18 protein-coding genes and 1 CRISPR repeat array are annotated in these 24,636 nt (G+C 56.6%); of the genes, 8 read left to right on the top strand and 10 right to left on the bottom strand.

Translation table 11 applies throughout. The annotated features are described in order from the left end of the window. Window positions 1-188: 188 nt before the first annotated feature. Together CPH17_RS13805 and glnA are read right to left on the bottom strand one after the other, a co-directional pair. Entirely contained in the window at window positions 189-725 is a 537-nt protein-coding gene (locus CPH17_RS13805; protein WP_231896475.1) for a DUF4124 domain-containing protein, read from the bottom strand. 80 nt (window positions 726-805) lie between these two features. Next, window positions 806-2,212, bottom strand: a complete 1,407-nt coding sequence (gene glnA, locus CPH17_RS13800; RefSeq protein WP_074397788.1) for a glutamate--ammonia ligase — start codon at window positions 2,210-2,212, stop codon at window positions 806-808. Window positions 2,213-2,757: 545 nt separating this feature from the next. On the opposite strand from glnA, the gene CPH17_RS13795 reads away from it, so the two are divergent. After that, window positions 2,758-3,333 (top strand): hypothetical protein, encoded by a 576-nt coding sequence (locus tag CPH17_RS13795; RefSeq protein WP_074397789.1) that lies wholly within the window; start codon window positions 2,758-2,760, stop codon window positions 3,331-3,333. Here the strand turns inward: CPH17_RS13795 and CPH17_RS13790 are convergent. Then, window positions 3,330-4,364 (bottom strand): acyltransferase family protein, encoded by a 1,035-nt coding sequence (locus CPH17_RS13790; RefSeq protein ID WP_096299914.1) that lies wholly within the window; start codon window positions 4,362-4,364, stop codon window positions 3,330-3,332. The genes CPH17_RS13795 and CPH17_RS13790 overlap by 4 nt on opposite strands. Window positions 4,365-4,482: 118 nt before the next feature. On the opposite strand from CPH17_RS13790, the gene CPH17_RS13785 reads away from it, so the two are divergent. After that, complete coding sequence (locus tag CPH17_RS13785; protein ID WP_096299913.1) at window positions 4,483-5,418, top strand: alpha/beta hydrolase; 936 nt, start codon at window positions 4,483-4,485, stop codon at window positions 5,416-5,418. Between the two features lie 64 nt (window positions 5,419-5,482). Next, window positions 5,483-5,785 carry a hypothetical protein gene (locus tag CPH17_RS13780; protein WP_074397791.1) on the top strand — a complete coding sequence of 101 codons (303 nt, stop codon included), beginning with the start codon at window positions 5,483-5,485 and terminating at the stop codon, window positions 5,783-5,785. A 17-nt stretch (window positions 5,786-5,802) separates the two neighbouring features. Beyond that, window positions 5,803-10,570: direct repeats of the CRISPR family, unit length 28 nt; unit sequence TTTCTGAGCTGCCTGGGCGGCAGCGCAC. 129 nt (window positions 10,571-10,699) lie between these two features. Here CPH17_RS13780 and cas6f read toward each other — a convergent pair. From cas6f to cas1f, 6 genes are all read right to left on the bottom strand, one after another. Then, entirely contained in the window at window positions 10,700-11,269 is a 570-nt protein-coding gene (gene cas6f / locus CPH17_RS13775; RefSeq protein ID WP_096299911.1) for a type I-F CRISPR-associated endoribonuclease Cas6/Csy4, read from the bottom strand. A 3-nt stretch (window positions 11,270-11,272) separates the two neighbouring features. Next, window positions 11,273-12,313, bottom strand: a complete 1,041-nt coding sequence (gene csy3 / locus CPH17_RS13770) for a type I-F CRISPR-associated protein Csy3 (protein WP_096299909.1) — start codon at window positions 12,311-12,313, stop codon at window positions 11,273-11,275. Window positions 12,314-12,328: 15 nt separating this feature from the next. Beyond that, window positions 12,329-13,330: a type I-F CRISPR-associated protein Csy2 gene (gene csy2, locus CPH17_RS13765; protein WP_096299907.1), complete on the bottom strand. Its 1,002-nt coding sequence runs from the start codon at window positions 13,328-13,330 to the stop codon at window positions 12,329-12,331. Next, entirely contained in the window at window positions 13,323-14,687 is a 1,365-nt protein-coding gene (gene csy1 / locus CPH17_RS13760; RefSeq protein ID WP_096299905.1) for a type I-F CRISPR-associated protein Csy1, read from the bottom strand. Before csy1 ends, csy2 begins: the two co-directional genes overlap by 8 nt. Window positions 14,688-14,911: 224 nt before the next feature. Beyond that, window positions 14,912-18,256, bottom strand: a complete 3,345-nt coding sequence (gene cas3f / locus CPH17_RS13750; protein ID WP_096299903.1) for a type I-F CRISPR-associated helicase Cas3f — start codon at window positions 18,254-18,256, stop codon at window positions 14,912-14,914. Continuing rightward, on the bottom strand, window positions 18,253-19,227 hold the full coding sequence (gene cas1f, locus CPH17_RS13745) for a type I-F CRISPR-associated endonuclease Cas1f (RefSeq protein ID WP_096299901.1): 975 nt from the start codon (window positions 19,225-19,227) through the stop codon (window positions 18,253-18,255). The genes cas3f and cas1f overlap by 4 nt, the downstream gene beginning before the upstream one ends. A 228-nt stretch (window positions 19,228-19,455) precedes the next feature. Between cas1f and CPH17_RS20050 the strand changes: the two genes are divergently transcribed. From CPH17_RS20050 to CPH17_RS13730, 4 genes are read left to right on the top strand one after another with little or no spacing between them, the layout of a single operon-like run. Next, window positions 19,456-19,605 (top strand): hypothetical protein, encoded by a 150-nt coding sequence (locus tag CPH17_RS20050; protein ID WP_172822112.1) that lies wholly within the window; start codon window positions 19,456-19,458, stop codon window positions 19,603-19,605. Continuing rightward, window positions 19,602-20,336: a metal ABC transporter ATP-binding protein gene (locus CPH17_RS13740; protein WP_096299899.1), complete on the top strand. Its 735-nt coding sequence runs from the start codon at window positions 19,602-19,604 to the stop codon at window positions 20,334-20,336. The genes CPH17_RS20050 and CPH17_RS13740 overlap by 4 nt, the downstream gene beginning before the upstream one ends. After that, on the top strand, window positions 20,320-21,210 hold the full coding sequence (locus CPH17_RS13735; protein WP_096299897.1) for a metal ABC transporter permease: 891 nt from the start codon (window positions 20,320-20,322) through the stop codon (window positions 21,208-21,210). The genes CPH17_RS13740 and CPH17_RS13735 overlap by 17 nt, the downstream gene beginning before the upstream one ends. A 41-nt stretch (window positions 21,211-21,251) precedes the next feature. After that, window positions 21,252-22,337: a metal ABC transporter solute-binding protein, Zn/Mn family gene (locus CPH17_RS13730; protein ID WP_096299895.1), complete on the top strand. Its 1,086-nt coding sequence runs from the start codon at window positions 21,252-21,254 to the stop codon at window positions 22,335-22,337. Between the two features lie 24 nt (window positions 22,338-22,361). Here CPH17_RS13730 and CPH17_RS13725 read toward each other — a convergent pair whose 3' ends face one another. Beyond that, window positions 22,362-23,237 carry a LysR family transcriptional regulator gene (locus tag CPH17_RS13725; protein WP_096299893.1) on the bottom strand — a complete coding sequence of 292 codons (876 nt, stop codon included), beginning with the start codon at window positions 23,235-23,237 and terminating at the stop codon, window positions 22,362-22,364. A gap of 144 nt (window positions 23,238-23,381) precedes the next feature. Here CPH17_RS13725 and ampC point away from each other — a divergent pair, with 144 nt between their 5' ends. Further along, the gene (gene ampC, locus CPH17_RS13720) at window positions 23,382-24,554 is read left to right on the top strand and encodes a class C beta-lactamase (RefSeq protein WP_096299891.1); all 1,173 of its coding nucleotides are present in this window, start codon (window positions 23,382-23,384) and stop codon (window positions 24,552-24,554) included. Window positions 24,555-24,636: the final 82 nt, after the last annotated feature.

Below are 24,636 nucleotides of genomic sequence, written 5' to 3'. Positions count from 1 at the left end.
TCGCCTCATCCATTATCTTGGTTCAGCCTTCCGCTGGAAAGATGTAGAGGGAACTGCAAAAAGCGCGCCAAATATGCCTCCGCGCTGATCTGCACGGCACTTGCGCCGCGTAGCGGTGCATGGCGTGCCGTTTTAGCGCAGGTCAGTGCCCTCACCGATTTCTTATGCACCATAATGGCGCATTCGCGCTAATCTGCCACTTCGATTGTCACCGCTGTTGTGCGATGCTGGCGACGCCCTTGGCTATCCAATAGCTCCGCCTGAAGCTGATGCCGACCGGCGGGCAGGTTCGCCAGCCAGAACACATTGCTATGCAGCGCCGACTGGCTAAGCTCGCCATTAACGCGTAGCTGTACCTGATGATCATCGCGAAGCTGAGGCGCAATACTCAACGTCACCGGTGTGTTAGCGTCCACCTCAGCACCCGCGCTAGGCGAGCGAATCTGAAAGCGATCGTAGGGCATAAAGGGCTGACCTGGCGATGTGGCGGCAGGCGGCTTTTCTTGCCTATCCGCGTACTGGCTTGGCAATCCAGGCAGCGGGGCAAGCTCTAGCGCTTCGCCACCGCCACTTGGCGTGTCGGAAAAGGTAACGTTGCCGTTTTCATCCACGGCTCGGTAAACCGTCGACGAGGCTGCCGTGTTCACGGCCACCGCCGCCAACAGCAGAGCAAAGCCAGCTACCCAGTACACCCTAGCCTGCCTCATTAACGCCTTGCGCCACATGCGTCCCCCTAAACAAAAAAACCCCGCCGTGGCGGGGTTTAGGCTTATCAGCACCACATAGGTGAGATTAGCAGCTGTTCTTAGCAGCTATAGTACATATCAAACTCAACCGGGTGCGTGGTCATGCGAATACGCTCCACGTCTTCCATTTTGAGTTCGATGTAGGCATCGATCATTTCGTCGGTGAACACGCCACCTTCGGTCAAGAATGCACGATCGGTGTCCAGCGCTTCCAGCGCCTGATCCAGGCTGCTCGCCACGGTGGGTACCGATTTACCTTCTTCCGGCGGCAGATCGTAGAGATTTTTGTCCATGGCATCGCCAGGGTGGATCTTGTTCTTGATACCGTCGATACCGGCCATCAGCATCGCTGCGAAGGCCAGGTACGGGTTAGCCGTCGGATCAGGGAAGCGCGTTTCAACACGCTTGCCTTTCGGGCTGGCCGTATACGGAATACGAATCGACGCCGAACGGTTACGGGCACTGTAAGCCAACATGACCGGCGCTTCGAAGCCCGGTACCAAACGCTTGTAAGAGTTGGTAGAGGCATTAGTGAAGGCGTTCAGTGCACGGGCGTGCTTGATGATACCGCCAATATAGTACAGCGCCATCTCGGAAAGACCCGCGTACTCATCACCTGCGAACTGGTTGTTACCGTCTTTCCAGAACGACTGGTGAACGTGCATACCAGAGCCGTTATCGCCAACCAGCGGTTTTGGCATGAAGGTAGCGGTTTTGCCGTAGGCGTGCGCCACATTGTGGATCACGTACTTCATTTCCTGCACTTCGTCGGCTTTCTTCACCAGCGTATTAAACTTAACGCCGATTTCGTTCTGACCGGCATTAGATACTTCGTGGTGATGAACTTCTACCGACTGGCCGATGGCCTCCAGGGTATTACACATCGCACCGCGGATATCATGGAAGCTGTCTACCGGCGGAACCGGGAAGTAGCCGCCTTTAACGCGCGGGCGGTGGCCTAAATTGCCGCCTTCTACCTGGCTATCCGTGGCCCATGCACCTTCTTCAGAGGTGATTTTGTACATGGCGCCCTGGATGTCGGATTTCCAGTGAACTTCGTCAAAAATAAAGAACTCAGGCTCCGGACCAAAGAAAGCGGTGTCGCCAAGACCGGTTGACTGTAAGTAAGCCTCAGCACGCTTGGCAATAGAGCGTGGGTCACGATCGTAGCCCTGCATGGTCGCCGGCTCGATGATGTCACAACGTAGCACCAGCGTAGCGTCTTCGGTGAACGGGTCGAGGTAGGCAGTGCCGTCTTCCGGACGCAAAATCATGTCGGATTCGTTAATGCCTTTCCAGCCGTTGATGGAGGAGCCATCAAACATCTGACCGTTCTCGAAAAACTCTTCGTCCACATCGCGGGCAGGCACGGTGACGTGCTGCTCTTTACCGCGGGTGTCGGTGAAACGTAGATCTACCCACTTAACATCATGCTCTTCAATTAGCGCGAGAGTCTTGGCTGACATAGTGTCCTCCGGTATGAGCGTGGCTTAAAGCTAACGACAGTAAGCTACCGATAAATGTTGTTCGACATAACGCGTGCATCATGGCACGCCTGCCTTGCTTGTTCACTCAACGTTTGTTCATTGCATTCAACAGAACGCCTAGCGATAACGAAACCGGCTAATGTTGTAGCACGCCGCAAGGCGCTTTGCCTATGACTTACTTAGCCGCTACAGGTAACAATGCAGATTGCGTGCCACTATTGCACCAATATGGCATAAAAAAACATCAAGTCATTGTTTTAAATGCACTTTAAAAATAAAAACCGTGCCACTTCATGTTGCATCTAGAGCTTGACTACCAATATACGGCTTTATAAGGACAACAAAAGCACCAAGTTTGTGCAAAAACAAGCCCGCTAGCACCAAAAAAGTGCATTGCGTTGTAAGCCCTGAGCACAGCAAACATTATTTGCTTGCGCACCAAACAATAGATACTATATTAAACTTTTAGACACAGTCAGTTACACTAAACAAAAAATAAACACACAAGGCCGGAGGGCACCCCCATGAAGTCGGTATGTTTTATTATCGACACCTGCGTCACCGGTGCCCAATTGCCGCGCCACCTTCATGCCATTTACCATGCAGCCGCCGACCACCCCGCCTATTCGCTGCAGGTAACCAGCCTTAACCATGACAATCGATTATCACTCATCGAGCAACGTTTTGCTGCGCACTGCATCGTCTCGCCGGCCACCACCCTGGGCGCACGGCTTAATCACGCCGCTGCCGCCAGCCAGGCCGAATGGTTGATTTTTGCGCTGCACGCCACCGCACTACCAGCGACCTTATGGCGGGCGCTTTTTCCTATGTTGGATAGCTACGCCGTTGAGGCTGTTGTACTCGGCGCCAGCGAACCCACTTTGCCAGCACGATTACTGCAACGCTTTTTAGCCACCACACTGCAATCGCCCCCTTACATAGCGGTGCGACGTACATGGCTCGAACGTCTGGGAGGTTTCGACCCTGAACTCGACCGTAGCGCCATACACGACTTCTTACAGCGTTTGCATGCCTGCCCGACCCGTATCCATACCTTCACTTCTCAAGCGCCTATCCCCCCAACAGGTCATATTGCCTAGCGCATCGCCACATTCAGCTGTTTGCCGAACATCATCGACCCGATCCTCGACTTGTTGACCACGTTGCTTAATACGATGCACCCCACCATGCTTACCACGGCAAGAATCGCGGCATAGACCACAATTGGCAGCGATAAAGGCGCGATCACTAAATCGGTGACGATGAAAAACATCGGATGCGCCAAGTAAATGCCAAACGAATAAACATTGATTTTGCGCACCCAGTTGGGCGCGGTGTAGCCTTTAAGCCGTCGCGTGGCGCATAGGGTAAACAACACAAAGAACGGAATGATCCACACCTCTTTCGAGGTGAAGTCCGGCAAGTGGGCGAGCGTTGCGATGCACAGTCCGAGCACAAAAATCCCCAGGCAGGCCGGTAGAGCCAGATATTTCATCCATAACGGTCGCTCGGCTTTAATACCGTTTGGCGCCAATGGGTAATACCGAACCAGCACTAGGGCCAGGAAAAACAGATACAGCCAGCCCAGCGGCGCCACCCACAGCAGGTACCCAGGCGGGTCGACGCCATACCAGTAGGCCGTTCCCCAATAGCCCATGCTGATCAAACAGGAAAGCCAGAACCACGGCACCGGATTGACCCGCCAAAGACGCCAACGGGTAAACAGCCAATAGCCGACATAAAACTGCATGGCGATAATCAGGAAGTAGCCGTGCCAGCCCGCGTAAACAAAATACTGGACAGCATTGGCCCAGAAGCTGATCGGATCGCCCTCTCCCCATGCCCGCACCCACTCCGCCGTTGAATAAATAAGTCCATAGACAAAATAAGGCAGCATGATGTACTTAACGCGCTGGCGTATGAACCCTTCGGGCACTTCTTTATCGTAACGAATAGCGAACACAAACACCGATATAAACAAGAAAATCGGCGTCCCCAGCACCAGCGGAATACGCATGAAATCGGTAACGAGATTGTCTACGTAGTTATTCACCTGATCCATCAAGTGGAATAAAAAAACGGCGATACAGCCGTAGGCTCTAAGCCAAAAGATCTCTTCAACTTTTTGCACGAGTCCTCCCGCTAGTGTGTTGTTGCGCTACGCTTTACGCATTAGCGATCTGAACATCTCACGCCGTGGGCTGTCCGACCTCATCGATACTCGATAATTCCCAGCAGACGAGGTGCTCATGAGAAAACGCCCCCCTTGGCGGCTCGGGGCCGTCAGCCTGTTTGGTTTATTCGCGGGCTTATTGGCCACCTGTTCGACCGCCCTCGCTAGCAGTGTTGAACGACACCATTTCGATTCGACCACCTTGGGTAACCCTTACCCCTACACGGTATATTTGCCCGATGGGTACGCTGATGACAGCGATACGGTTTACCCAGTGGTTTACCTTCTACATGGCTCGTTCGGTAACGAGCGCGACTGGGTAGCCAAAGGCAATTTAAAGCAGACCGCCGACCGAATGATCCGCGCCGGGCACATCCTCCCCAGCGTATTCATCATGCCCGGCAGCCGTAGCTGGTGGGTTGATGGCCATAACGAAGCGGCCCGCAGCGCCTTTTTCAATGACCTTATGCCCCACGTAGAAGAACGCTACCGCGTAGGCGATGAACGTGCGATGCGCGGCGTAGCCGGGCTTTCCGCAGGCGGTTTTGGAGCACTTAATTTTGCCCTGGAACGCCCCGACCTGTTCGCTGCGGTGGCCGCGCTAAGCCCCGCCAGCTACGCGCCTTTCCCACCGGCCAACTCCTCGGCCAATCGCCACCCTGCGTTTTTAAACGAACAGGGCGAGTTCGACCGCCAGCTTTGGGAACAGCTAAACTATACCGCACACCTTGAAGATTACCGCATTCAGGTCACGCCGCGCCCCGCTGCCAAGGAAAGCGATGTGCTACCCGTGCCGCTGTATATTAGCGCTGGGCGTAGTGATGTATTTGACGCTGAGCTCCATGCTCGCCAGCTGCGCCAGTCCATGGAGAAAATTCAGCCCAACGACGTACATCTAGACCTGTACCCCGGCGGACACACCTGGCAAGTATGGCGGGCCAGCCTGCCCGCGGCGCTTACCTTTATGTTCCAGCACATCGGCCAACCCGCCCAGAGCGAAAGCGGCGAATAGGCTACGCTAACGTAAAGACATTTACCTTTGTCCCTTGCAACACAACACGAAGAAGGAATTTGTTATGCATCGACACATCGAATGGGATGAGCCAGGAAGCGCCAGCGTAACTCAGCTCTACGCCAAAGACGCCAATTTCGACCCCACGCCCCACACCGGCGACATTCTCACAGCGCGGTATCAGGGTTGCTCTGTGCGCATCGACGTACGCAGCTACCGCGAGGACGATGCCGTCAGCATTGGTGATGTGGTCGCCATCATCGACGCCCAGGGCCAACGCCTGGACAGCCGTGGCAAGCTCCAAAAAGGCGACACCGTCCGCCTGCCCGACGACAAACGGGCCATGGAGCCTGCACCGGAGGAATAGGGCTGGTCATTTAAATGTCTACTTGCTGCCTGGGCGGCAGCGCACTTCGTGTCGCTCCATGACGGTTGAATCCATCATTTCTGAGCTGCCTGGGCGGCAGCTAACCGAGTTGTGAGCATCGACCACGCGGCGGGTCTTTTCTGAGCTGCCTGGGCGGCAGCTAACGGCGAGCATGTCCGCCTGCGCTGGAACCCTGATTTCTGAGCTGCCTGGGCGGCAGCGCACTCGATGCCGGGGAGCATGCCAATCGCCATGGCTTTCTGAGCTGCCTAGGCGGCAGCGCACCTGGTCGGCCTCCTTGCCCTGGTCTTGCTCCTTTTCTGAGCTGCCTGGGCGGCAGCGCACTCGACCTGGGCGCACTAATGCGCAACGTGCCATTTCTGAGCTGCCTGGGCGGCAGCGCACGCGTCCATCGGCTGCGGGATGCGTATCCAGAATTTCTGAGCTGCCTGGGCGGCAGCGCACCGCTACGTGCCAGCACTACGATCATTTGAATATTTCTGAGCTGCCTGGGCGGCAGCGCACAGTACGCTAACTTTGTAACACTGCGCGGCATTTTTCTGAGCTGCCTGGGCGGCAGCGCACGAAGTGATGGATTCGCCGTCCGACGCTTCCTTTTTCTGAGCTGCCTGGGCGGCAGCGCACGATACCCTTCGCTGTTCAAGGCTTCGTAGGGTTTTCTGAGCTGCCTGGGCGGCAGCGCACATCTGATTCCATTTCAAGCGCCCAATCCGTTATTTCTGAGCTGCCTGGGCGGCAGCGCACATACCGTTTCGTCTTACGGCCCAGGATTATCAGTTTCTGAGCTGCCTGGGCGGCAGCGCACATGGTTAACCGCGTGTTGCCCGCAATTATTTGTTTCTGAGCTGCCTGGGCGGCAGCGCACGCCGATCGACTCGGGAGAAGCTTCACAGGCCATTTCTGAGCTGCCTGGGCGGCAGCGCACCCGAACGGTGTGGAGTGCTCCTTTTCCTACCTTTTCTGAGCTGCCTGGGCGGCAGCGCACTCGGGCACTTCCCCGGCAAAGTCACGCGCCACTTTCTGAGCTGCCTGGGCGGCAGCGCACACCGCGACGCCGTGGCCGGTGACATTGTCGACTTTCTGAGCTGCCTGGGCGGCAGCGCACGTGAATGCGGAGATCCGCGCCCAGCTGCGTGATTTCTGAGCTGCCTGGGCGGCAGCGCACGGGTATTATCATTGGGCAGCTTCTGTCGACCATTTCTGAGCTGCCTGGGCGGCAGCGCACCCGCCGTTGTCGGCTTGGTGGGATACTTCTCTTTTCTGAGCTGCCTGGGCGGCAGCGCACACGGTATTGTTATCGACTGCCAACCAATGCAATTTCTGAGCTGCCTGGGCGGCAGCGCACTATCAAGTTGCGTTTAGAGAAACAACGTGAGTTTTCTGAGCTGCCTGGGCGGCAGCGCACTATTAACCATTGTTAGTTATCCCTTTTAATTATTTCTGAGCTGCCTGGGCGGCAGCGCACGCTGCGATTTTCTTAAACATTTATTTCTCTCCTTTCTGAGCTGCCTGGGCGGCAGCGCACGTGATATTTATCGGACTACCGGCTGGCGTCGTTTTCTGAGCTGCCTGGGCGGCAGCGCACTGAGGCGTACTGTAGGGGCATCTTTGGGGATATTTCTGAGCTGCCTGGGCGGCAGCGCACGACGACGCTACGCAGGCTATACGCCGCACAATTTTCTGAGCTGCCTGGGCGGCAGCGCACTCGCCCGTCGCTTCATTGACGTTGATCATGTTTTTCTGAGCTGCCTGGGCGGCAGCGCACGAGAACCGTCATGTTTCCGCCAAACGGCAGAATTTTCTGAGCTGCCTGGGCGGCCGCGCACCCCAACACCAGCCTATGCCGGTTTGGCAGGCTTTTCTGAGCTGCCTGGGCGGCAGCGCACCGGGTGGCCAGCGTCACACCGGCGACTAATGATTTCTGAGCTGCCTGGGCGGCAGCGCACCGCCGGACGCGCGAGCATCTTCAACAACAGACTTTCTGAGCTGCCTGGGCGGCAGCGCACACGTACCCAGACTCTGCCCTGGTAGGGTTAGATTTCTGAGCTGCCTGGGCGGCAGCGCACGATAGCGCTCAGTGGCGCCGCCACCGGCAAACTTTCTGAGCTGCCTGGGCGGCAGCGCACACTCTGGCGAAAGCGGTTAGAGCGCCGCGGGTTTTCTGAGCTGCCTGGGCGGCAGCGCACACGCTAGCCGTCAGCGCTCCCGCCTCTGTAGCTTTCTGAGCTGCCTGGGCGGCAGCGCACCTACGGCGCGGGGCTGGATAACGTCGACAAGTTTTCTGAGCTGCCTGGGCGGCAGCGCACAAGCCAAAGCTCAAACTGCGCATCATCGGTCTTTTCTGAGCTGCCTGGGCGGCAGCGCACGCTCTCAGCCGAGCCGATCAACGGTGCCGTGTTTTCTGAGCTGCCTGGGCGGCAGCGCACGCAACTACGACCCCGATACCCGCGAATATTCATTTCTGAGCTGCCTGGGCGGCAGCGCACCTCGGCTTCGGCTTCCTCTTTGCGGCGTTCCCGTTTCTGAGCTGCCTGGGCGGCAGCGCACTTGCCTATGCCCAACTTCCTATTCAGCGTCAATTTCTGAGCTGCCTGGGCGGCAGCGCACGCGTTAACCCGCCTTCTGGCTGCGTGTTGAATTTTCTGAGCTGCCTGGGCGGCAGCGCACTACCTCGCCTGCAATCTCGCAAGGCGCAAGCTTTTCTGAGCTGCCTGGGCGGCAGCGCACATACCTCGTCAGCGTTTCGGTTATTCGGACAATTTCTGAGCTGCCTGGGCGGCAGCGCACCCAGTTAGGGCCGATCTATTGAAGGCGCTCAATTTCTGAGCTGCCTGGGCGGCAGCGCACCAGGAACAGGCGAGAAAGTGGCGATGTTTGATTTTCTGAGCTGCCTGGGCGGCAGCGCACTTTTATAGGCTTTCATGTAACCTCCTTATTGGTTTTCTGAGCTGCCTGGGCGGCAGCGCACGCGTCTTTGTGGTTACTGTTCAGCATGAAGTTTTTCTGAGCTGCCTGGGCGGCAGCGCACTGCTAAAAGCTGAGCAATTCAACGCCACGTACTTTCTGAGCTGCCTGGGCGGCAGCGCACCGGGTATTGCTCACAGAAAACCGATTTCATTTTTTCTGAGCTGCCTGGGCGGCAGCGCACTAGCGCACTATATCTCTACGAAGTTGGTTCATTTTCTGAGCTGCCTGGGCGGCAGCGCACACGACACGACGCCCGAGCACATGCAGCCGACATTTCTGAGCTGCCTGGGCGGCAGCGCACGACATGACGATTGGCGACAGTGTGGAGTTGGTTTTCTGAGCTGCCTGGGCGGCAGCGCACTTAACGGGATCGGCGGCTCGTACCATTCATCCTTTCTGAGCTGCCTGGGCGGCAGCGCACCTACCCGGCGCGCTGGAACAGCTCAAGCAAGCTTTCTGAGCTGCCTGGGCGGCAGCGCACGCGGTCACGTCGCCCGCGCTCAGCGCTTTCTGAGCTGCCTGGGCGGCAGCGCACTACTAATGTCGGCTTGTCGTCGCCATCACCCATTTCTGAGCTGCCTGGGCGGCAGCGCACCCAGCGCCCAATAAAGCGCGATTTGCGGTGCTTTTCTGAGCTGCCTGGGCGGCAGCGCACCCACCAAACCGGACAGGCCAGCCGCTTAAGCTTTTCTGAGCTGCCTGGGCGGCAGCGCACGTCAGATGGACAAGCACGGAATGCCCGTGTACTTTCTGAGCTGCCTGGGCGGCAGCGCACGCACACGCCGAAGCGAGCCTGAACAGCTACGATTTCTGAGCTGCCTGGGCGGCAGCGCACGTTTGATGAGTTCTCGAAGTATCCCGGCGCTTTTTCTGAGCTGCCTGGGCGGCAGCGCACAGCCGCCGTCATCGCGACGTTGACCGGGTACGTTTCTGAGCTGCCTGGGCGGCAGCGCACATAATATAGTCCCTCTGCCGTAAATAGTGCATTTTCTGAGCTGCCTGGGCGGCAGCGCACACCTTGTTAACAACGTTCCCGGCGTGGACATTTTTCTGAGCTGCCTGGGCGGCAGCGCACATCGAATCGGAAGGGCGCGCGCTACGCTTGAGATTTCTGAGCTGCCTGGGCGGCAGCGCACGCGTTTAGTAAACGTCAGCGTCAGTTTATCGCTTTCTGAGCTGCCTGGGCGGCAGCGCACAGATTTACCTCCAGTTCGCCGGCGGCGTTAATTTTCTGAGCTGCCTGGGCGGCAGCGCACGCCAGGCAATCACCACTGCGTTCAACTATATTTTTCTGAGCTGCCTGGGCGGCAGCGCACAGCTTCGCAAATCCGGTCACGCCCATTTCAACTTTCTGAGCTGCCTGGGCGGCAGCGCACCTGGCGGCTTCGAGTCCTGTGAGTGGGAGGAATTTCTGAGCTGCCTGGGCGGCAGCGCACGTCATCGAGCGTCGTGTAATCGACCCGGCTGATTTCTGAGCTGCCTGGGCGGCAGCGCACTTTCCGTGCCTTACCAGTTGGTCATGCGCGAATTTCTGAGCTGCCTGGGCGGCAGCGCACGGTAGCAGACGACGGTTTCCGTCATCGTCGTCTTTCTGAGCTGCCTGGGCGGCAGCGCACAGTAGGGCGCAATTTTTGGGTATCGTTTCAAGCTTTCTGAGCTGCCTGGGCGGCAGCGCACAATTAGACGTAACGGGCAGCGTGGACGTGGGCTTTCTGAGCTGCCTGGGCGGCAGCGCACAAGCGCGCGCAGCGGCGTCGGGTCGGTTTTATTTTCTGAGCTGCCTGGGCGGCAGCGCACTAGAGCATATCAAAATTAATGTGCTGATTGTTAAAGAGCTTTAGCCGAAAAAAGCGGTATCACTCTTTTTTGAGCGATACCGCTAAGTGCTTGATTATTGGTTACCAATTTTCATGTTGAAAAAAAGGGTCAAAACCACGGAACGGTAGCATTACTGCTTAAACCGTAGTAGTTAAACGCACCCGCCACCGAGTTTTTCTGAGGTTTGCGGTGTTCTATAAACAGGCTGAATCGCTGCTGGGTAGAACGACTATTTATCTGCACAAAGGGCAGTTCTATACCCCGCGCCGCGACTTTGGCGTAAATTTTCCGAGCCTCATCTTCTAAAATGTTATGCCGCTTGGCATATCGTTTTGCACGGCTTTCGCTCCCTGTATTGAACTGCTTCCGAGCGACATTAATATGCTGCGCATTAGCGGGAGCAGCGATTACCTCACTCACCTGAGTATGATCGCGCATGCCGGTTAGCCAATCTGCACTCATTAGCTGTTGCAAACGCGCTTGCGTGCCATGCAAGCGAAGGTGATCACCCAGTGTGCGAGCGCGTACACCGTGCTTATGGCTAGGGAAACTGACACCTACATCTTCGGCCTGTAAATCAAACAGCGCCCGGTGCAGCTTGTTATAAAGCGCGCCCATTAACATTGCCGGGGCAAAGTCAGGGTCGGGCCGTAAACGAATGTCGATATAGTGATCCATGGTTTACCCCGCTTCGCCGAATACACCGCCGCGAATCAGGGTCGCCATAACAAAGTGCTGGTCTTCCTTCGTAGGCACTTGGTCTTTAAGCATCCAGTTGTCGAGCAAGCTGTAAAAATCTTTTTTCTCTTTGGGGTGCCGGTATGCTTTTCCGCGAGTTGTCACCGAGCCATACGGCTCTACCGCGATAGGGCCAAGGTCTTCCTCTACCTCATTGGGGTACCAGGTATCGATAGTGCGAATAGCATTACCCAGCTTTTGGGAGTGGATCGCCCCTGTTTTATCATCACCAATGCTATATAGAGTCTTGCTCTTATCTCCACGTGAACGATCCATAATAAGTTCTTGAGACGGGAACACTTCCTGGCCACTGCCCACGCGCACATAGGCCACCACCTCTAGCAGTAAATGCTGTTCACCCGCCAACGCGGAGGCAATAACACCGGAGAGTTCTTTAAGCTCGGCGGTGTCCTCAAAAGCCCGTAATGAGAGCGACAGTGCATCAAACGTCCACTCTTTGGTGGTTTTGCCCTGTGCCAATTGGCGAACGCTTACCTCAACTTGCTCTGCGCCCATGCGGTTGCGCCACAGAAAGCGACCATTCGCGAGGTTATTGGCATAGCGATGCGCCAGCTCGCCAAAACCTTGCGCCTGTTTATACTTGGCGACTGCTTGTTCCAGCTTTGCTTGGTACTCCGCGTTATTACAGGCAGAGGGCGTGCCGGCACCGGCCAATACGCGCAGCGTAAAGCGCGCTACTAAGGTATCTGCATTATGGGGCAGCGTGGCGACATCGACTGATTGGGGATTGGGGTTCTCAATCTGAGCATCTAACTTAGCAGGATCTTTATGCTCTTTACTTGAATCTTTCAGGCGGTTGGAAATGGTACCACGTACCGATTTTTCGCGTACTTCTACCGGCTGCCACTGCTGATCATCTTGCCGCTTTTCCCAGTTACTGGCGTAAAGCAGGGCATCGGAGGGGTCAAGCTTGCGTTCAAAGGCGAGGACGGAAGCGGTTTTAAGGGTATCGTTTTTAGCCATGATAAAGCTCCTTGTTTACTGTGCTGAGGCGCGAAGGTGGTAATCGTTATTGAGCCGGTAAAGTCCCGCTTCTTCGTTGTTATCAACGTACCAAAGCAGGTCTTCAGGTTGCTTCATGCGGTGGGGGCTTACCCATTCACCGATGGAGTAGAGGCTTTCGACAAAGCGAAATTTAGTTTTGGTATCCCGGGCGTTGGCCACCTCTCCGGGATTAAAAAGATCGGAAATGGCGCCATAACCCACGGGGATAGGCACCAGCCAGCCGCGATAGGGGCGCTGCACCTGCCAAAGGGGCTTCTCGTTGGATTCACCTTTATTTTCAAGGGCGCAATAGTGGTTAAGCCGTGAAAGGTCTAGCCATGCATCCAGCAAACTGGCTTCCGGGTTTTGCTGTTGCAGCGTTTGGTGGTGCTCGGCGAGGTAGTCATCGCGCAGAGTTAACGCAAAGCCCGGCAACCAACGCCGTTTTAGGCGCGCGAACTGCTTTTCCCGCCGCTCTTCATTGTCATCAAGCGTGACCCATTGCGGGCGTTGTTTGTGGCTTGGCACGCTGCGATTAGGGATGACGCTGCCACCGGCAATACGCATACCCCCAACGATCTCACCAATTTGTTGGGCAATATCATCATGCTCACTTTCTGCCGCGGCTGAATCAATCGTGAAGATCAGCGTAATATCCAGATGAACCCGCCCCTCCTCCACAATAGAAGGTGCTTTATAGCTGCTATCTTTCTGTATTTTGGCACGATCTTTCGGCGACGAAAGCGGTGTGCGAGTTAAATGGAACGTGTATTGATAACGGTCTTTAGTTGCCTGAGCCTCTAAGTCATGGCAAATAACGCCGAAGTTACCGAGTGAAACGTTGATACCTTCTGCATAGAGCTTGCGCTCGAGGGCGTGCATCAAGCCCACAAAAGCGCTCATGGCAGGAAAGCCCCAGGTCATTGGGCTGGAAATCGCGTTGGCGTTTTGCACCCGCAGGCGCGGCAGGACTAGGAGGTTTTTCACTTCACTCATCGTCATCACCTCCTGGCAGGTTGTGTAAATCTTCCATTAGGCTTTCCATCCATCGACGGTCACGATCCTGCAGGCGTTGATGGGTAGCATCTTTCGCCAGTGTTTTCTTCCAGTGACGAAATTCCACATCGCCTAATGGGAGCTTTTCACCCAGCACGGTATTAAGCCAGCTAGCGAAACGGTGGCGAATCTCGTCTACCCATTCCACGCTGTTCCGCGCTTCACGAAAAGCAGCATCTTCCTCGGCACGGCCAGGATCTAGCCAGAAGGCTTCTTCGGCGACCAGTTCACATTTTTCATCGTCGCTCCAACCCGCAGGTAGGCTATGCATCTGCATAGCAAACAGCGATAGCTCGTCCATCAGCATGGCCGTGTAGTCATCGCGCAGGTCTCGGGTGTGCATATCCGTGGTGGGGTTGGTCTCCAGAAAGCGCTTGAGGTCTTTAACAAGGGAGCGCACTTCTGAGCGGCTGCCAAATATTCCAGGGTGGGAGAAAACCGATGCGACTTTTAGCGGCGGGCGAATATCACGCACATTCCAGTTGGGCGGAAGCGATGCCAATAAATAGTTGTTACCGCCACGCTCGCTATTCAGTTGCGAGATATTTTGCGGCTTGGTGCCGCCCATTTTCTGTACAGCTAAATTGGGGTAGCTATGCAAGGATTGCTCGGCGTATATGCCTTCCCGCTTGGCTTTACGTGCCTCTTTAGCCGCTTCGCTAAAGCGGTCATGGTTAATGGTTTGGAATACGCAGTGGGCCAGCGAAGTGCCATAAAGCGGGGCTAGCAGATGATAGTCTTCATCTTCTAGGGCTTCATCTCTCACTAGCCAGTAGACCTGTTTCGCGTGGGTGTGGGAAGCGGGATCGCTGCGGGCTTCGGTAATCGCCGCAAAGGCGTTGATCCATACTTGGGCTTGTTCGGGGTCATCGCTTAACGCCTTTGCAAGATCGGTATCATTTTCCAACACGCGTTCAAGCAGCGATTTGCCTTCAACCTCCAGCTTCAAAAGCTTATAAACATCAAGCGCGGCAGCATCACCTACCACATCACCTGAAAAGTCAGGGGGCAATACATGGCTACTTACCAAGCCATAGCTGGTTAGTGATTCGGGTGGAGCGTAAAAAGTTGAGCCCTTGGCATATGGGTGGGCCTGCTTGAGAGAGTGAGTCACCACTTGAAGAGAGCCAACCCGCCTTGCCGCATCGTTGATCCAGGTATCGAATTGGAACTGCTCAATCAGTGCCTGGTATTTCGGGTCATCCGGAGCTAGCTTTTCCGCTTTGATGTCGAAGCGCTCTTTCAGGAAGGCTTCGATCCCAGAGCGAATTTCTGCTGCTCTGCTATTATTTGCCATACGTTTTCCTTTTGGTTATTTCACCCTGCTGGCATAGAAATGATGATAAATCACAGCGATCACACCTTCAGTATTCTTTGGTCTGAAGAAGACCAACAATTTGTAGGCTTATGCTCACGATTTCCAAGTCTCTCTTGGCTTGCTAATGACAGCGCTGAAGCCCTTGCTGGCATACAAACCCTGGCTTGCGAAACGCTCGCAGATATTAACGAGCAGGTTTAACGTCATTTGCTACGCCAAAATCCCAACACCGGGTGATACCCCCATCGCTGGCCTCTAGCCGAAGCTGTCACCGTGCCAAAGGTACGGGCGGCGCGATCAAGGGAGATATCCAGGTCTTCGGCCAAGTCAGCCAGTGCCGTTAAGTAGTCGCTGGCACCCCAAGGCTGAATCCGCTCGCCCTGCTCTTTTGCCTGGTCTACCCGCACCAGCAGGCTCTCCTCCACCGGTACATAGAGCTTTTCGCCCCGCCTTGCGCCATCGTCTACGCGGTGTAGCGTCCAGGTTTCGCCGCCCTCATCAGGTATCAGTGCGAGGGTTATTTCAGGTTCGAGTTGCTGGCGAAACGGGTCACGCTGAATCAATACACCAGTTAAGTGCACCTGCGGTACCGCATACCAACTGTAAGCTCCAAGTGGTGGCGGCTTGGGCTGCTTGCCAAGCCTGATCTCTTTTTTGGTTAACGGCTCAGCAGGCTGTTCGATCATCAGCTGATGCAGCCGCTCGTGCTCCAGATCGACGAGGCTTTGCTTGGCGTGCAGCGTTTCCCGCGCCAGCACACGCGGGCGGGCATCAATCACCTTGTACTCATCTTCCGTTAATAGCTCACTAAGGAAGTGACTACTTAGCCGCCAATTGATATCTGTTTCAAAGCCAGGTTTGTGGAATGCAGGCTTTCCCGACTGCTCAAAATGCTTGAGGTTGGTATCAAGCAGTAAAATATTAGGCGATTCACACGCCTGTTCGCGGTGGCGTCGCACTCGGCCCGCTAACTGGATAATCGAGCGCATGGAGGAAGGCTCTACTATCGCCCAGTCGTAATCATGGTCGCGGCCGACTTCCGTTACCGGTGAGCCCAGCACAATAAACAGATGGTCGTTTTCTTCGCTGCTATCCAGAAGGCGGCGGATATCGGGCTGCTGAAACACTCGTTCAGGCTCGGCCCGTTGCAGCGTTCTGTCTAACCGGCGCTCAATTTCTGAGCGCATCACCAACGGGTGACGTGAGTGGTAAACGCAGAGGTGAATGCGCATACCTTCAGGGGCGCCCTGCTGAAACAGCGCCCTGGCCACATCTACCAAGGGGTCGATATTGGCCATACGCATAAGGCCAAAGCTAACGCGTTTGCTGGTGTGAGGGTCAACGGAGTGGTGCTGCTGGTGAAGCGCCAGTGCATGCTCGCGTAGCAGCTCTGCAACCGCGGGCCTGATCTCTTCTGGGCGTTTGCCCAGCGGTGGCAATGCTAAAATCTCGCCACGGCGGCGCACCGGGCTAGTCGATAGGCGTTCTAAACGCCGCTTGGCAAAGGCATGATGCGCGGTCTTGAAGGTCTCACTACTGGCGCAGTTTTCATGCTGACGGTCGTGCTCGTCGAACCAGGCGCAGCAGATATCCACCGCCAAGCCCGGCTCGCCACGATGGCGCTGAAAGGCTTCGCGGCCGCTGCGATAGGCTTCATATAAACCTTCGACCAATGCGGGCGGCAAAGTGGCCGATGACAGCAGCACCCTAGAGCCCAAAAGCCCCGCCCAATTCACTAATCGAGTAAGCGCGGGCAGATCGTTGATGTCGAAATCGTCGATTTCGTCAAGCACCAAGTCGCTGCTCATTAGGCGCAGCATGGGCACGATCTGCCGCCCGCCGCGCGTGCTTTCCGTGGCGGGTATCAGATGGTCAACGGTACATACCAAAATGGGCGCGGCGATCAGCGCGCGGGTGCCCGGCTCATTATTAAGGCGGCGCAGCACCGGGTGGCTATCGAAATTGCCGTCAAACACCACGTGGGCGTCTTCTTCGATCAGCGCCTGTTGAGACGCCGAGCCGCTGGCTTCGGCTTCCTGTTCGTAGTGTTCAAACAGGGTTTTATTGGCGCTGCCACCTACCCGCACAGCGAGTTCATCTTCACCTAAATGCAGACGTTCACGCAGCGCCTGACCGGTTTGCAGCGTTAGCGTGCGTAGCCCCAGCGCTATGCTAAAACGCGCGCCCTGTTGAGGGTCAGCCAGCGCATACATAATGCGTCCATTGGCCAGGGTTTTACCGCAGCCGGTGGAGGCCATATTGATGCCAAAAAAGCCCTGGCGCTGGCTACGCTCCCTCAACGAATGGGCCAGATCAAAGGCTTTATCCTGCCAGCGAAAACGCGGGTGACTGCTGCGTTTACGAAAACCCTTGTGGCGCGCTAAACAGGGCAGGTGGCTGTCGACACTAGGCAGCGCACGGGCGACCGCGGCTGCGTGTTTTTCAACGCCCAGAATATGCTCATCCAACGGCTGGTTGGGCTTGCCTGTTTTGCGCACGGTATTGGCGGTCAACGGATAATTTGGCTCGCCCCGCACGCGATGTTGAAGGTCTTCCAAACTTGAGTAGTGGTGATCGGCCAGCATGAGGCTAAGCCGGGCTAAATGCATGACGTAGCGGCTGTCCAGCCAGTGGCTACCATTTTGCAGCCGCGCCTGTAGCCGAGAGGCCAACTTTACCGCTCGTTCGCGCCAGCGCGGTGTACTGACAGGCAAGCCTTTACTGAACTGCCAGTACGGCGATATCCGTTTAGGGTCTTGGGTCTCAGGAATCTCGTTCCACTCGGCATGAATAGAGGCAAACAGCCCACCTAGCTGCTCCGCCTGAAGTGGCGCCTTTCCTCTGCCCCAGCGCCGTTCGTGATCGCCATCGTTTTCCGGCGGTTTTAGCGGTAGCCGATGGTGGCTAAGCACTAGCCAACCCAGCGCGGCAGCTAGCGGTGGCAATTGGCTAAACACGGCAGAGATAGGAGCGTCTATTCCGTCACGCTCCAACCCCTCCAGCCAATCCTGCTCTTGATAGCCGCCGTCGGCCAGACGCGCCAGCCAGGTAGCGTCGTCGTCACTTCCTACAAATGCTTGGAACAGGCGTAGCGATATCCATTCATGACGGTATAAGTTGCGCCCTTCCAGTTTGCCTATAAGCCGCTGCTGGAAGGCGTCGCAGGCTTTGCCCAGGTCGTGCAGTAACGCAGCCATCGCGGTGAGCAAGAGAATATCTTCGCCGTTGTGCCAGTCATTTTCATCCCGGCGGCGTAGGATATCCCGGGCGGTGGTATTGGTCGGTACTGCGCCATTGAGATTGAACTGAGCGGCATCCCCCACCACCCACATTAGTTCGCTATGGTCGTGGCCACGAATCCAGTGGCAGGCAACGGCAGTATTCTTGCGGGCGGTTTTGCGCAGTAGCTTGCGCAGCGTCTCCAGCCCTGCCTGGGTGATGGGTGTTTGCCAGGTGCGGTCGCCACGGCGTTCGGCAAACTGATCAAGCACGCGCCGGGTTTGCTTGAGAGCATTTTTATTGCACTGGGAAATCAGCAGCACATTCATGCGTCGCCACTCCCCAGCGCCTGGGCGACTTCCTTGAGCGTATCGATCATAAAGTCGAGGGATTCGGTGCGAGTTAGGCGCTCAATGCAGGCTTGGCGAAACTCCTGCTCCTCATCGCCGCGCATGGCGGAAATAAACGCCTGGGGCAAAATCACCGCGTCTTTCACCAAATCCGCCACATCAAAGACTAAACCACCCCGGCGGGTTTTACCGTGGAGTACCGCCAGCCCATGGGGAATGCCCAGCACCCAGGTGGCGGTCGCTGCCAGCCCGTAGGCAAGATAATTGCCGTGATCGAGAAAGCGGTTGGCAGGGTCGGTGCCTGTACCGCGTTTCGCGCGGGTGAAATCACCGTACTCGACCGCGTTTACCGCCAGCTTAAACAGTGTCTTGGTTAAACGCGCTTCCAAAGTCAGTAGATCGACGGTGCTGGGGGCTTGCTTGATCGCTTCGCGGTGGTGGGTCAGCGCGCTATGCAGGTGGTCGGTGGAAATAGTAAAGCCTGCGTCTTTCATCACCCGGCTTGTCCACAGCGCTTCGATACGGGCAAGGCGGGCTTGCTGAAATGCGCGTGCAGCATCCAGGCGTTTGGCATCATCAAACCAGAAGCGCACCCAGTATTGCAGGTACTCCGTGGGGCGGTACTCGCTTTGCGGGGTCAGCCAAGCGACATCCACGTCAACTTCATTGGCAGCAAATAACGGCGTACCGCCGCCGCCACAAAACCCGACTAACACGCCTGCTTTGGCAAGCTCACGCATGGCCGCTTGGGTAATCGAGGTGCCGGTGCCCAGCAATATCGAGGTGGTGTTGGCAATGGGGATATTCCAATAGCGGGATTTGCTGCCCTCATCGGTGACATACTCCACTCGGCCCCCGTTCACCAACACCCGGCAGTGCTGCAGGTAATAGAGGTTGGCGCGCTTGGAGTGAAGAATGGTTTTTAGGTCATTGGGTGAAAAATCATCCATGGCGGCCGTCCTTTTGCATTTTTTCCATCTAACCATTCTTCATTAATAATGACCATTGACCCCCATCAGCCTTTTCCTACAAATGATTGCTTCGGCACATTACTTTTGAGCTGTCGTTGCATGCTTGGCGTTGCCCTGTGCCGCTGAGCGAGTAAAATACGTGGCAAATTTATTGGCGTCGCCAATTGTTATGTTATAACCTATTTGATTATTCGCGAGGTCGGCTTAATGAGTGAGCATTCACATCGCCATAACAAGGAAGGGCCTTGTCATTTTTCGCTGATGTCGCTGTCGGCGTTGCGGCGGCTGCTGTCGGTCTCGGTGCCGTTACTGGTGCTTTGGTTGATGGTGCTATGGGCTAACGGGTGGGCGTTATGAGTGAGCGTTCACTGTCACGCCTGCAACTGCACGACCTGCATTTGGCCCAAGGACACCGCACGGTGCTTGAGCATGTGGAAGGCGACTTTCAACCAGGCGCGATCACCGCGCTGATTGGCGCCAATGGCGCGGGGAAAAGCACACTTATTCAGGCCATCATGGGCGAGTTACGCCCGATCAGCGGCAAGGTGGTGTGCACCGTGCCCAAAGAGCGCCGCGCCTGGCTGCCCCAGCAGTTGGCGTTGGATTTGACCTTCCCAATGAGCGTGGAAGAACTGGTCATGACCGGCAGTTGGCCAAGCCATGGGGCGATGAAGGGTTACTGTGCCGCGCACTACCGTAAGGGCCGCGAGATCATGGCGCGGCTGGGTATTTCGCACCTGGCCCACCGTCCGCTGGGCGAGCTTTCCGGCGGCCAGCGCCAGCGCGCACTGATCGGTCGTACGCTAATGCAGGAGGCCGAGCTGCTACTGCTCGACGAGCCGTTTGCCAACGTGGATGGCGAGACGGTGGATATTTTGATCCGCATTTTGCGCCAGATGGCCGACGACGGGGCAACGCTTATTTTGGTGCTCCACGATATGGACCATCTGCGTCGACTGGCCGATGAAGTGCTGATGCTTAACGGCGGGCATGGCCGCTGGGTCTCGCCTGGCGCGCTTAGCCACCAACACGCACCGGCGGAAGTGGTGCCGTTTACGCTAGGAGGCCGTCATGCTGGCACTGCTTGATACCTGGTTTATCGCGCCTTTCGATTACGGCTTTATGCGTCGCGCGGTGGTAGGCGGCCTGGCGCTTTCGCTGGCGGCGCCCACGCTTGGGGTGTTTTTGGTGCTGCGCGGCATGAGCCTGATTGGCGACGCCATGGCCCATGCGATTCTGCCTGGGGTGGCGCTTGGCTTCCTGCTGGCCGGGTTTTCACTGCCGATTATGAGTATCGGCGGGGTGCTATTCGGGGTGATGGTGGCATTGCTTGCCGGGGCGGTGTCCAAAATGGGCGGCCAACGCGAAGATGCCGCCATGGCCAGCTTTTTTATTATTTCGTTGGCCGCAGGCGTGATGCTGATTTCGCTTGGCGGCAGCAGCGTGGATCTGACCCACGTGCTGTTTGGCTCCATTTTGGCGATCAACTCCACCGCGCTGCTGCTTATCGCCGGGATCAGCACGCTGATCGTGCTAACCCTGGCGGTGATTTTCCGTGCAATGGTAGTGGAGTGCCTGGACCCGCTGTTTTTGCGCGGCCAGAGCCGCCGCAGCGGCTGGGTACACAGCGTGTTTTTGGGCCTGCTGGTGCTCAATCTCACCGCCGGGTTTCAAACCCTGGGCACGTTGATGGCGGTGGGTTTGATGATGCTGCCCGCTACATCGGCGCGTTTCTGGAGCAAGCGGCTGGAAGGCCTGATCGGTATTGCCGTGGCGCTTGCGATGATTGCCAGCACCGGGGGATTACTGCTGTCGTTCCACCTCGATATTCCCTCAGGCCCCAGCATTATTCTATTGGCCGGTAGTGGCTATCTGCTCTCTGCCTTATTCGGCCGTTATCACAGTTTGGCAGCCAGATGGCGCCGTAAAACCGCACCGCTGTCTGCAGAGCCGAGCCATTAATCCTCGGGCATGGCCCGATTGACCCTTTTAGGAGCGCTTAAATGAGATTGCACCCCTCTCGCTGGCTGGTTGGCGTATCAGCCCTGCTGGCGTTACCCGCCGCCATGGCATCCGAACGCGTACAGGTGGTCACCAGTTTTTCGATTCTGGCCGATATGGTCGAACAGGTGGGCGGTGAGCACGTCGAGGTGAGCTCGCTGGTCGGCCCTGACGGCGATGCCCACGTCTATACCCCAAGCCCTGGCGACGCGCGGGCGCTGGCCGATGCGGACCTGGTGGTGTTCAACGGGCTGCTGTTTGAAGGCTGGATGGAGCGCCTGATCGACTCCAGCGATTACGCCGGCGCGCTGGTCACCGCGACCCAGGGCATCGAGCCGCTGGCCCGGGCTGGCCAGGATGATCACGACGGGCACGGGCACGGGCACGATGACCATGGCCACGACGAACACGCTCATGACGATCATGATCACGACGAGCATGGCCACAATGGAGACGACGAAGAGGCCGACCACGCCCACGGCGATGACGACCCCCACGCCTGGCAAGATCTGGCCCGCGCTGAAACCTATGTCGAGAACATCCGCGATGGATTGATTGAAGCCGATGGCGACAATCGCGAGACCTATGAGGAAAACGCCGAGCGCTATCTGGCCGAGATAGAGAAAGCCGACGACGAGATCCGTGCGCTGATTGAAGAGATTCCGGCGTCTACCAGTGTGATCACCGGCCACGACTCGTTTGGTTATTTTGCCGATGCCTACGGCGTGCGTTTTCTCTCTCCGGTAGGGCTCTCGACCGAAGCCGATCCAAGCGGTGCCAGCATGGCTGAGTTGATCGACGTCATTGAAGAAGAAAACGTCGAAGCCCTGTTCCATGAAAACATGACCAATCAGTCGGTGTTGGATCAACTGGCGGAAGAAACCGGACTTAGCGTAGCAGGCACGCTGTATGCCGATGCACTAAGCAGCGAAGGCGAAGCAAGTACTTACTTAGGCATGATGCGCCACAATGCCGAAACGCTTCACGATGCGCTGGCTGAGCCGGGTCATGACGATCACGAGCATGACGATGACGACCACGACCACGACCACGACCACGACCACGACCACAGCGAGCATAGCCACTAGCCGGGCCGGGGCAATCAACGCGGCTCAAGCATTGCTCGCCTTTAGCAGCCACGCTCGGAAAGACGCCATTGCGCGGGTTTCCGGGCGTGTTTGCAAGCGCGTCAGCCAATAGCCTCCCAGGCTGACAGTGGCGTCGAAAGGCTGGACCAGGGCGCCACTGCTTAGTTGACGGGTAAACATCGATGTTGGCGCCAGCGCCACTCCTGCCCCTTGTAACGCTGCTTCCACCATGGCGATGGAAGAGTCAAACACAATACTCTTGGTCATCGGATAGCTGTTTGGCAACCCTGCGGCCGCTAACCACTCTGCCCACTCGTCGGCGCGATAGGAACGCAACCACGTCTCGCCCAATAGATCGACAGGCGTTTCGAGGCGGGTAGCAATAGTAGGGATACACATGACCGATAGCGATACCGGCATCAGGGGCTGCGCTGCAATGCCGTGCCAGGCACCTGCCCCATAACGGATTGCGAAGTCGAGCCCTTCGGCTGCAATATCTGCCCGGTTATTGTGGGTAGAAAGGCGAAAGTCGACAAACGGATACTGTTGCTGAAAATCATCCAGCCTGGGTAGCAGCCAGCCAACCGCAAAGGTTCCCACCACGCCAACGTTTAATACGTCCCGATAACTGCTCTCACCCACCCGGTCTAGCGTGTGGGTAATCTGGTCGAACGAACTCTTGAGCACCGGCAAAAGTCGCTCGCCCTCTTGGGTGAGCATTAAGCCTCGGGGCAACCGTTTGAACAGTGGCACCTTCAGTTGGGCTTCGAGCAGCTTAACCTGATGGCTAACCGCGGCCTGGGTCACGCACAGCTCGTCTGCTGCGCGCGTAAAACTCAGATGCCTCGCCGACGCCTCAAAGGCGCGTAAAGCCTTCAGCGGCAAGTAAGAACGCGCCACGCTGCCCCCAATTTTTCTAATGGCTCGTACAAAATATAACTGTTTGTTAGCTCACCCCGCAGGTCGTAAATTAACGCTTTGCCACGCCTTCGCGGGGCGAGCGACAGCGCATTCCTCACTTCACTCACGGAACAAGGCTTCAGCATGGGTAAGATATTAGCAGCAAAAACGCGGGTTATCATGACAGGATCGCTCCTTTTAAGCTGCCCAGGGTGGGCATTAGCCGCGCCCCATAGCGAAGACGTGGAGGCGCTAGTCAACAGTACTATCGAATCCCTGATGGCTGAACATGATATCCCAGGGATGACCGTTGCGCTTAGCATTGATGGCCAACAGCATTATTTTAATTATGGTGTCGCCGACCTGGAAGCACAGACACCGGTGACCGAAGAGACGCTGTTCGAGCTTGGCTCCGTCAGCAAGATATTCACCGCGACGCTGGCGGCCCACGCGCAGTCCAGCGACGCCCTTTCGCTTTCTGACCCAGCCAGCCGCCACCTGCCCGCCCTTGAAGGCAGCGCCTTTGATGATATTACGCTGCTGGAACTGGGTACTTACACGGCGGGCGAACTCCCCCTGCAATTTCCGGAAGAGGTACAAAGTGAAGAGTCGATGGTCGACTACTATCGCCAATGGCAGCCGAAATCTGCACCTGGCAGCCACCGGCTCTATTCCAACCCGAGCATAGGGCTTTTCGGTTATCTCGCCGCGCAAAGCCTGGGCAAGCCATTTAATACGCTGATGGAAGAGCGGATATTGACTCCGCTGGGCCTTGATCATAGCTATTACCAGGTTCCTGACGATCAGATGGCGAGCTATGCCTACGGTTACTCGAAAGAAGATGAACCGATCAGGGTGAATCCTGGCGTACTGGATGCCCAAGCCTACGGGTTGAAATCAACAGCGGCAGACGTACTGACGTTTGTGGAAGCCAATATGGATAGCGCTGAGCTTGATGAATCACTGAGCCAAGCCATGGAAACCACGCGAACCGGTTACCTTGAGGTCGGTGATATGACTCAAGGGTTGGGCTGGGAAAGCTACGCCTATCCGGTCGCACTTGATGCGCTTGAACAAGGCAATTCGCTTGAGATGATACTCGAAGCCAACCCAGTCAACCGCCTAAGCCCACCGCTGCCCCCCAGGCAGCAGGCGCTCTACAACAAGACCGGATCGACCAATGGCTTTGGCGGCTATGTGGCCTTTGTGCCCAGCGAGCAGATCGGTATTGTGATGCTGGCAAACCGCAACTACCCCAATCAGGCGCGCATCGAGGCAGCGCACCATATCTTTACCGCGCTGACCGACAAGCCCTGAGCAATGGCGCTGAGCACAGGAACGGAATCAGCGAAAGTTGCATTTTTGCGCAGCGATAAGGAGACTAGCACCACTTCCTTTG

Source organism: Halomonas sp. hl-4, from assembly GCF_900215475.1.
Lineage (GTDB): Bacteria > Pseudomonadota > Gammaproteobacteria > Pseudomonadales > Halomonadaceae > Vreelandella.
Note: the sequence above shows the minus strand (reverse complement) of the source record. Positions and strands in the feature narration are given on the sequence as shown.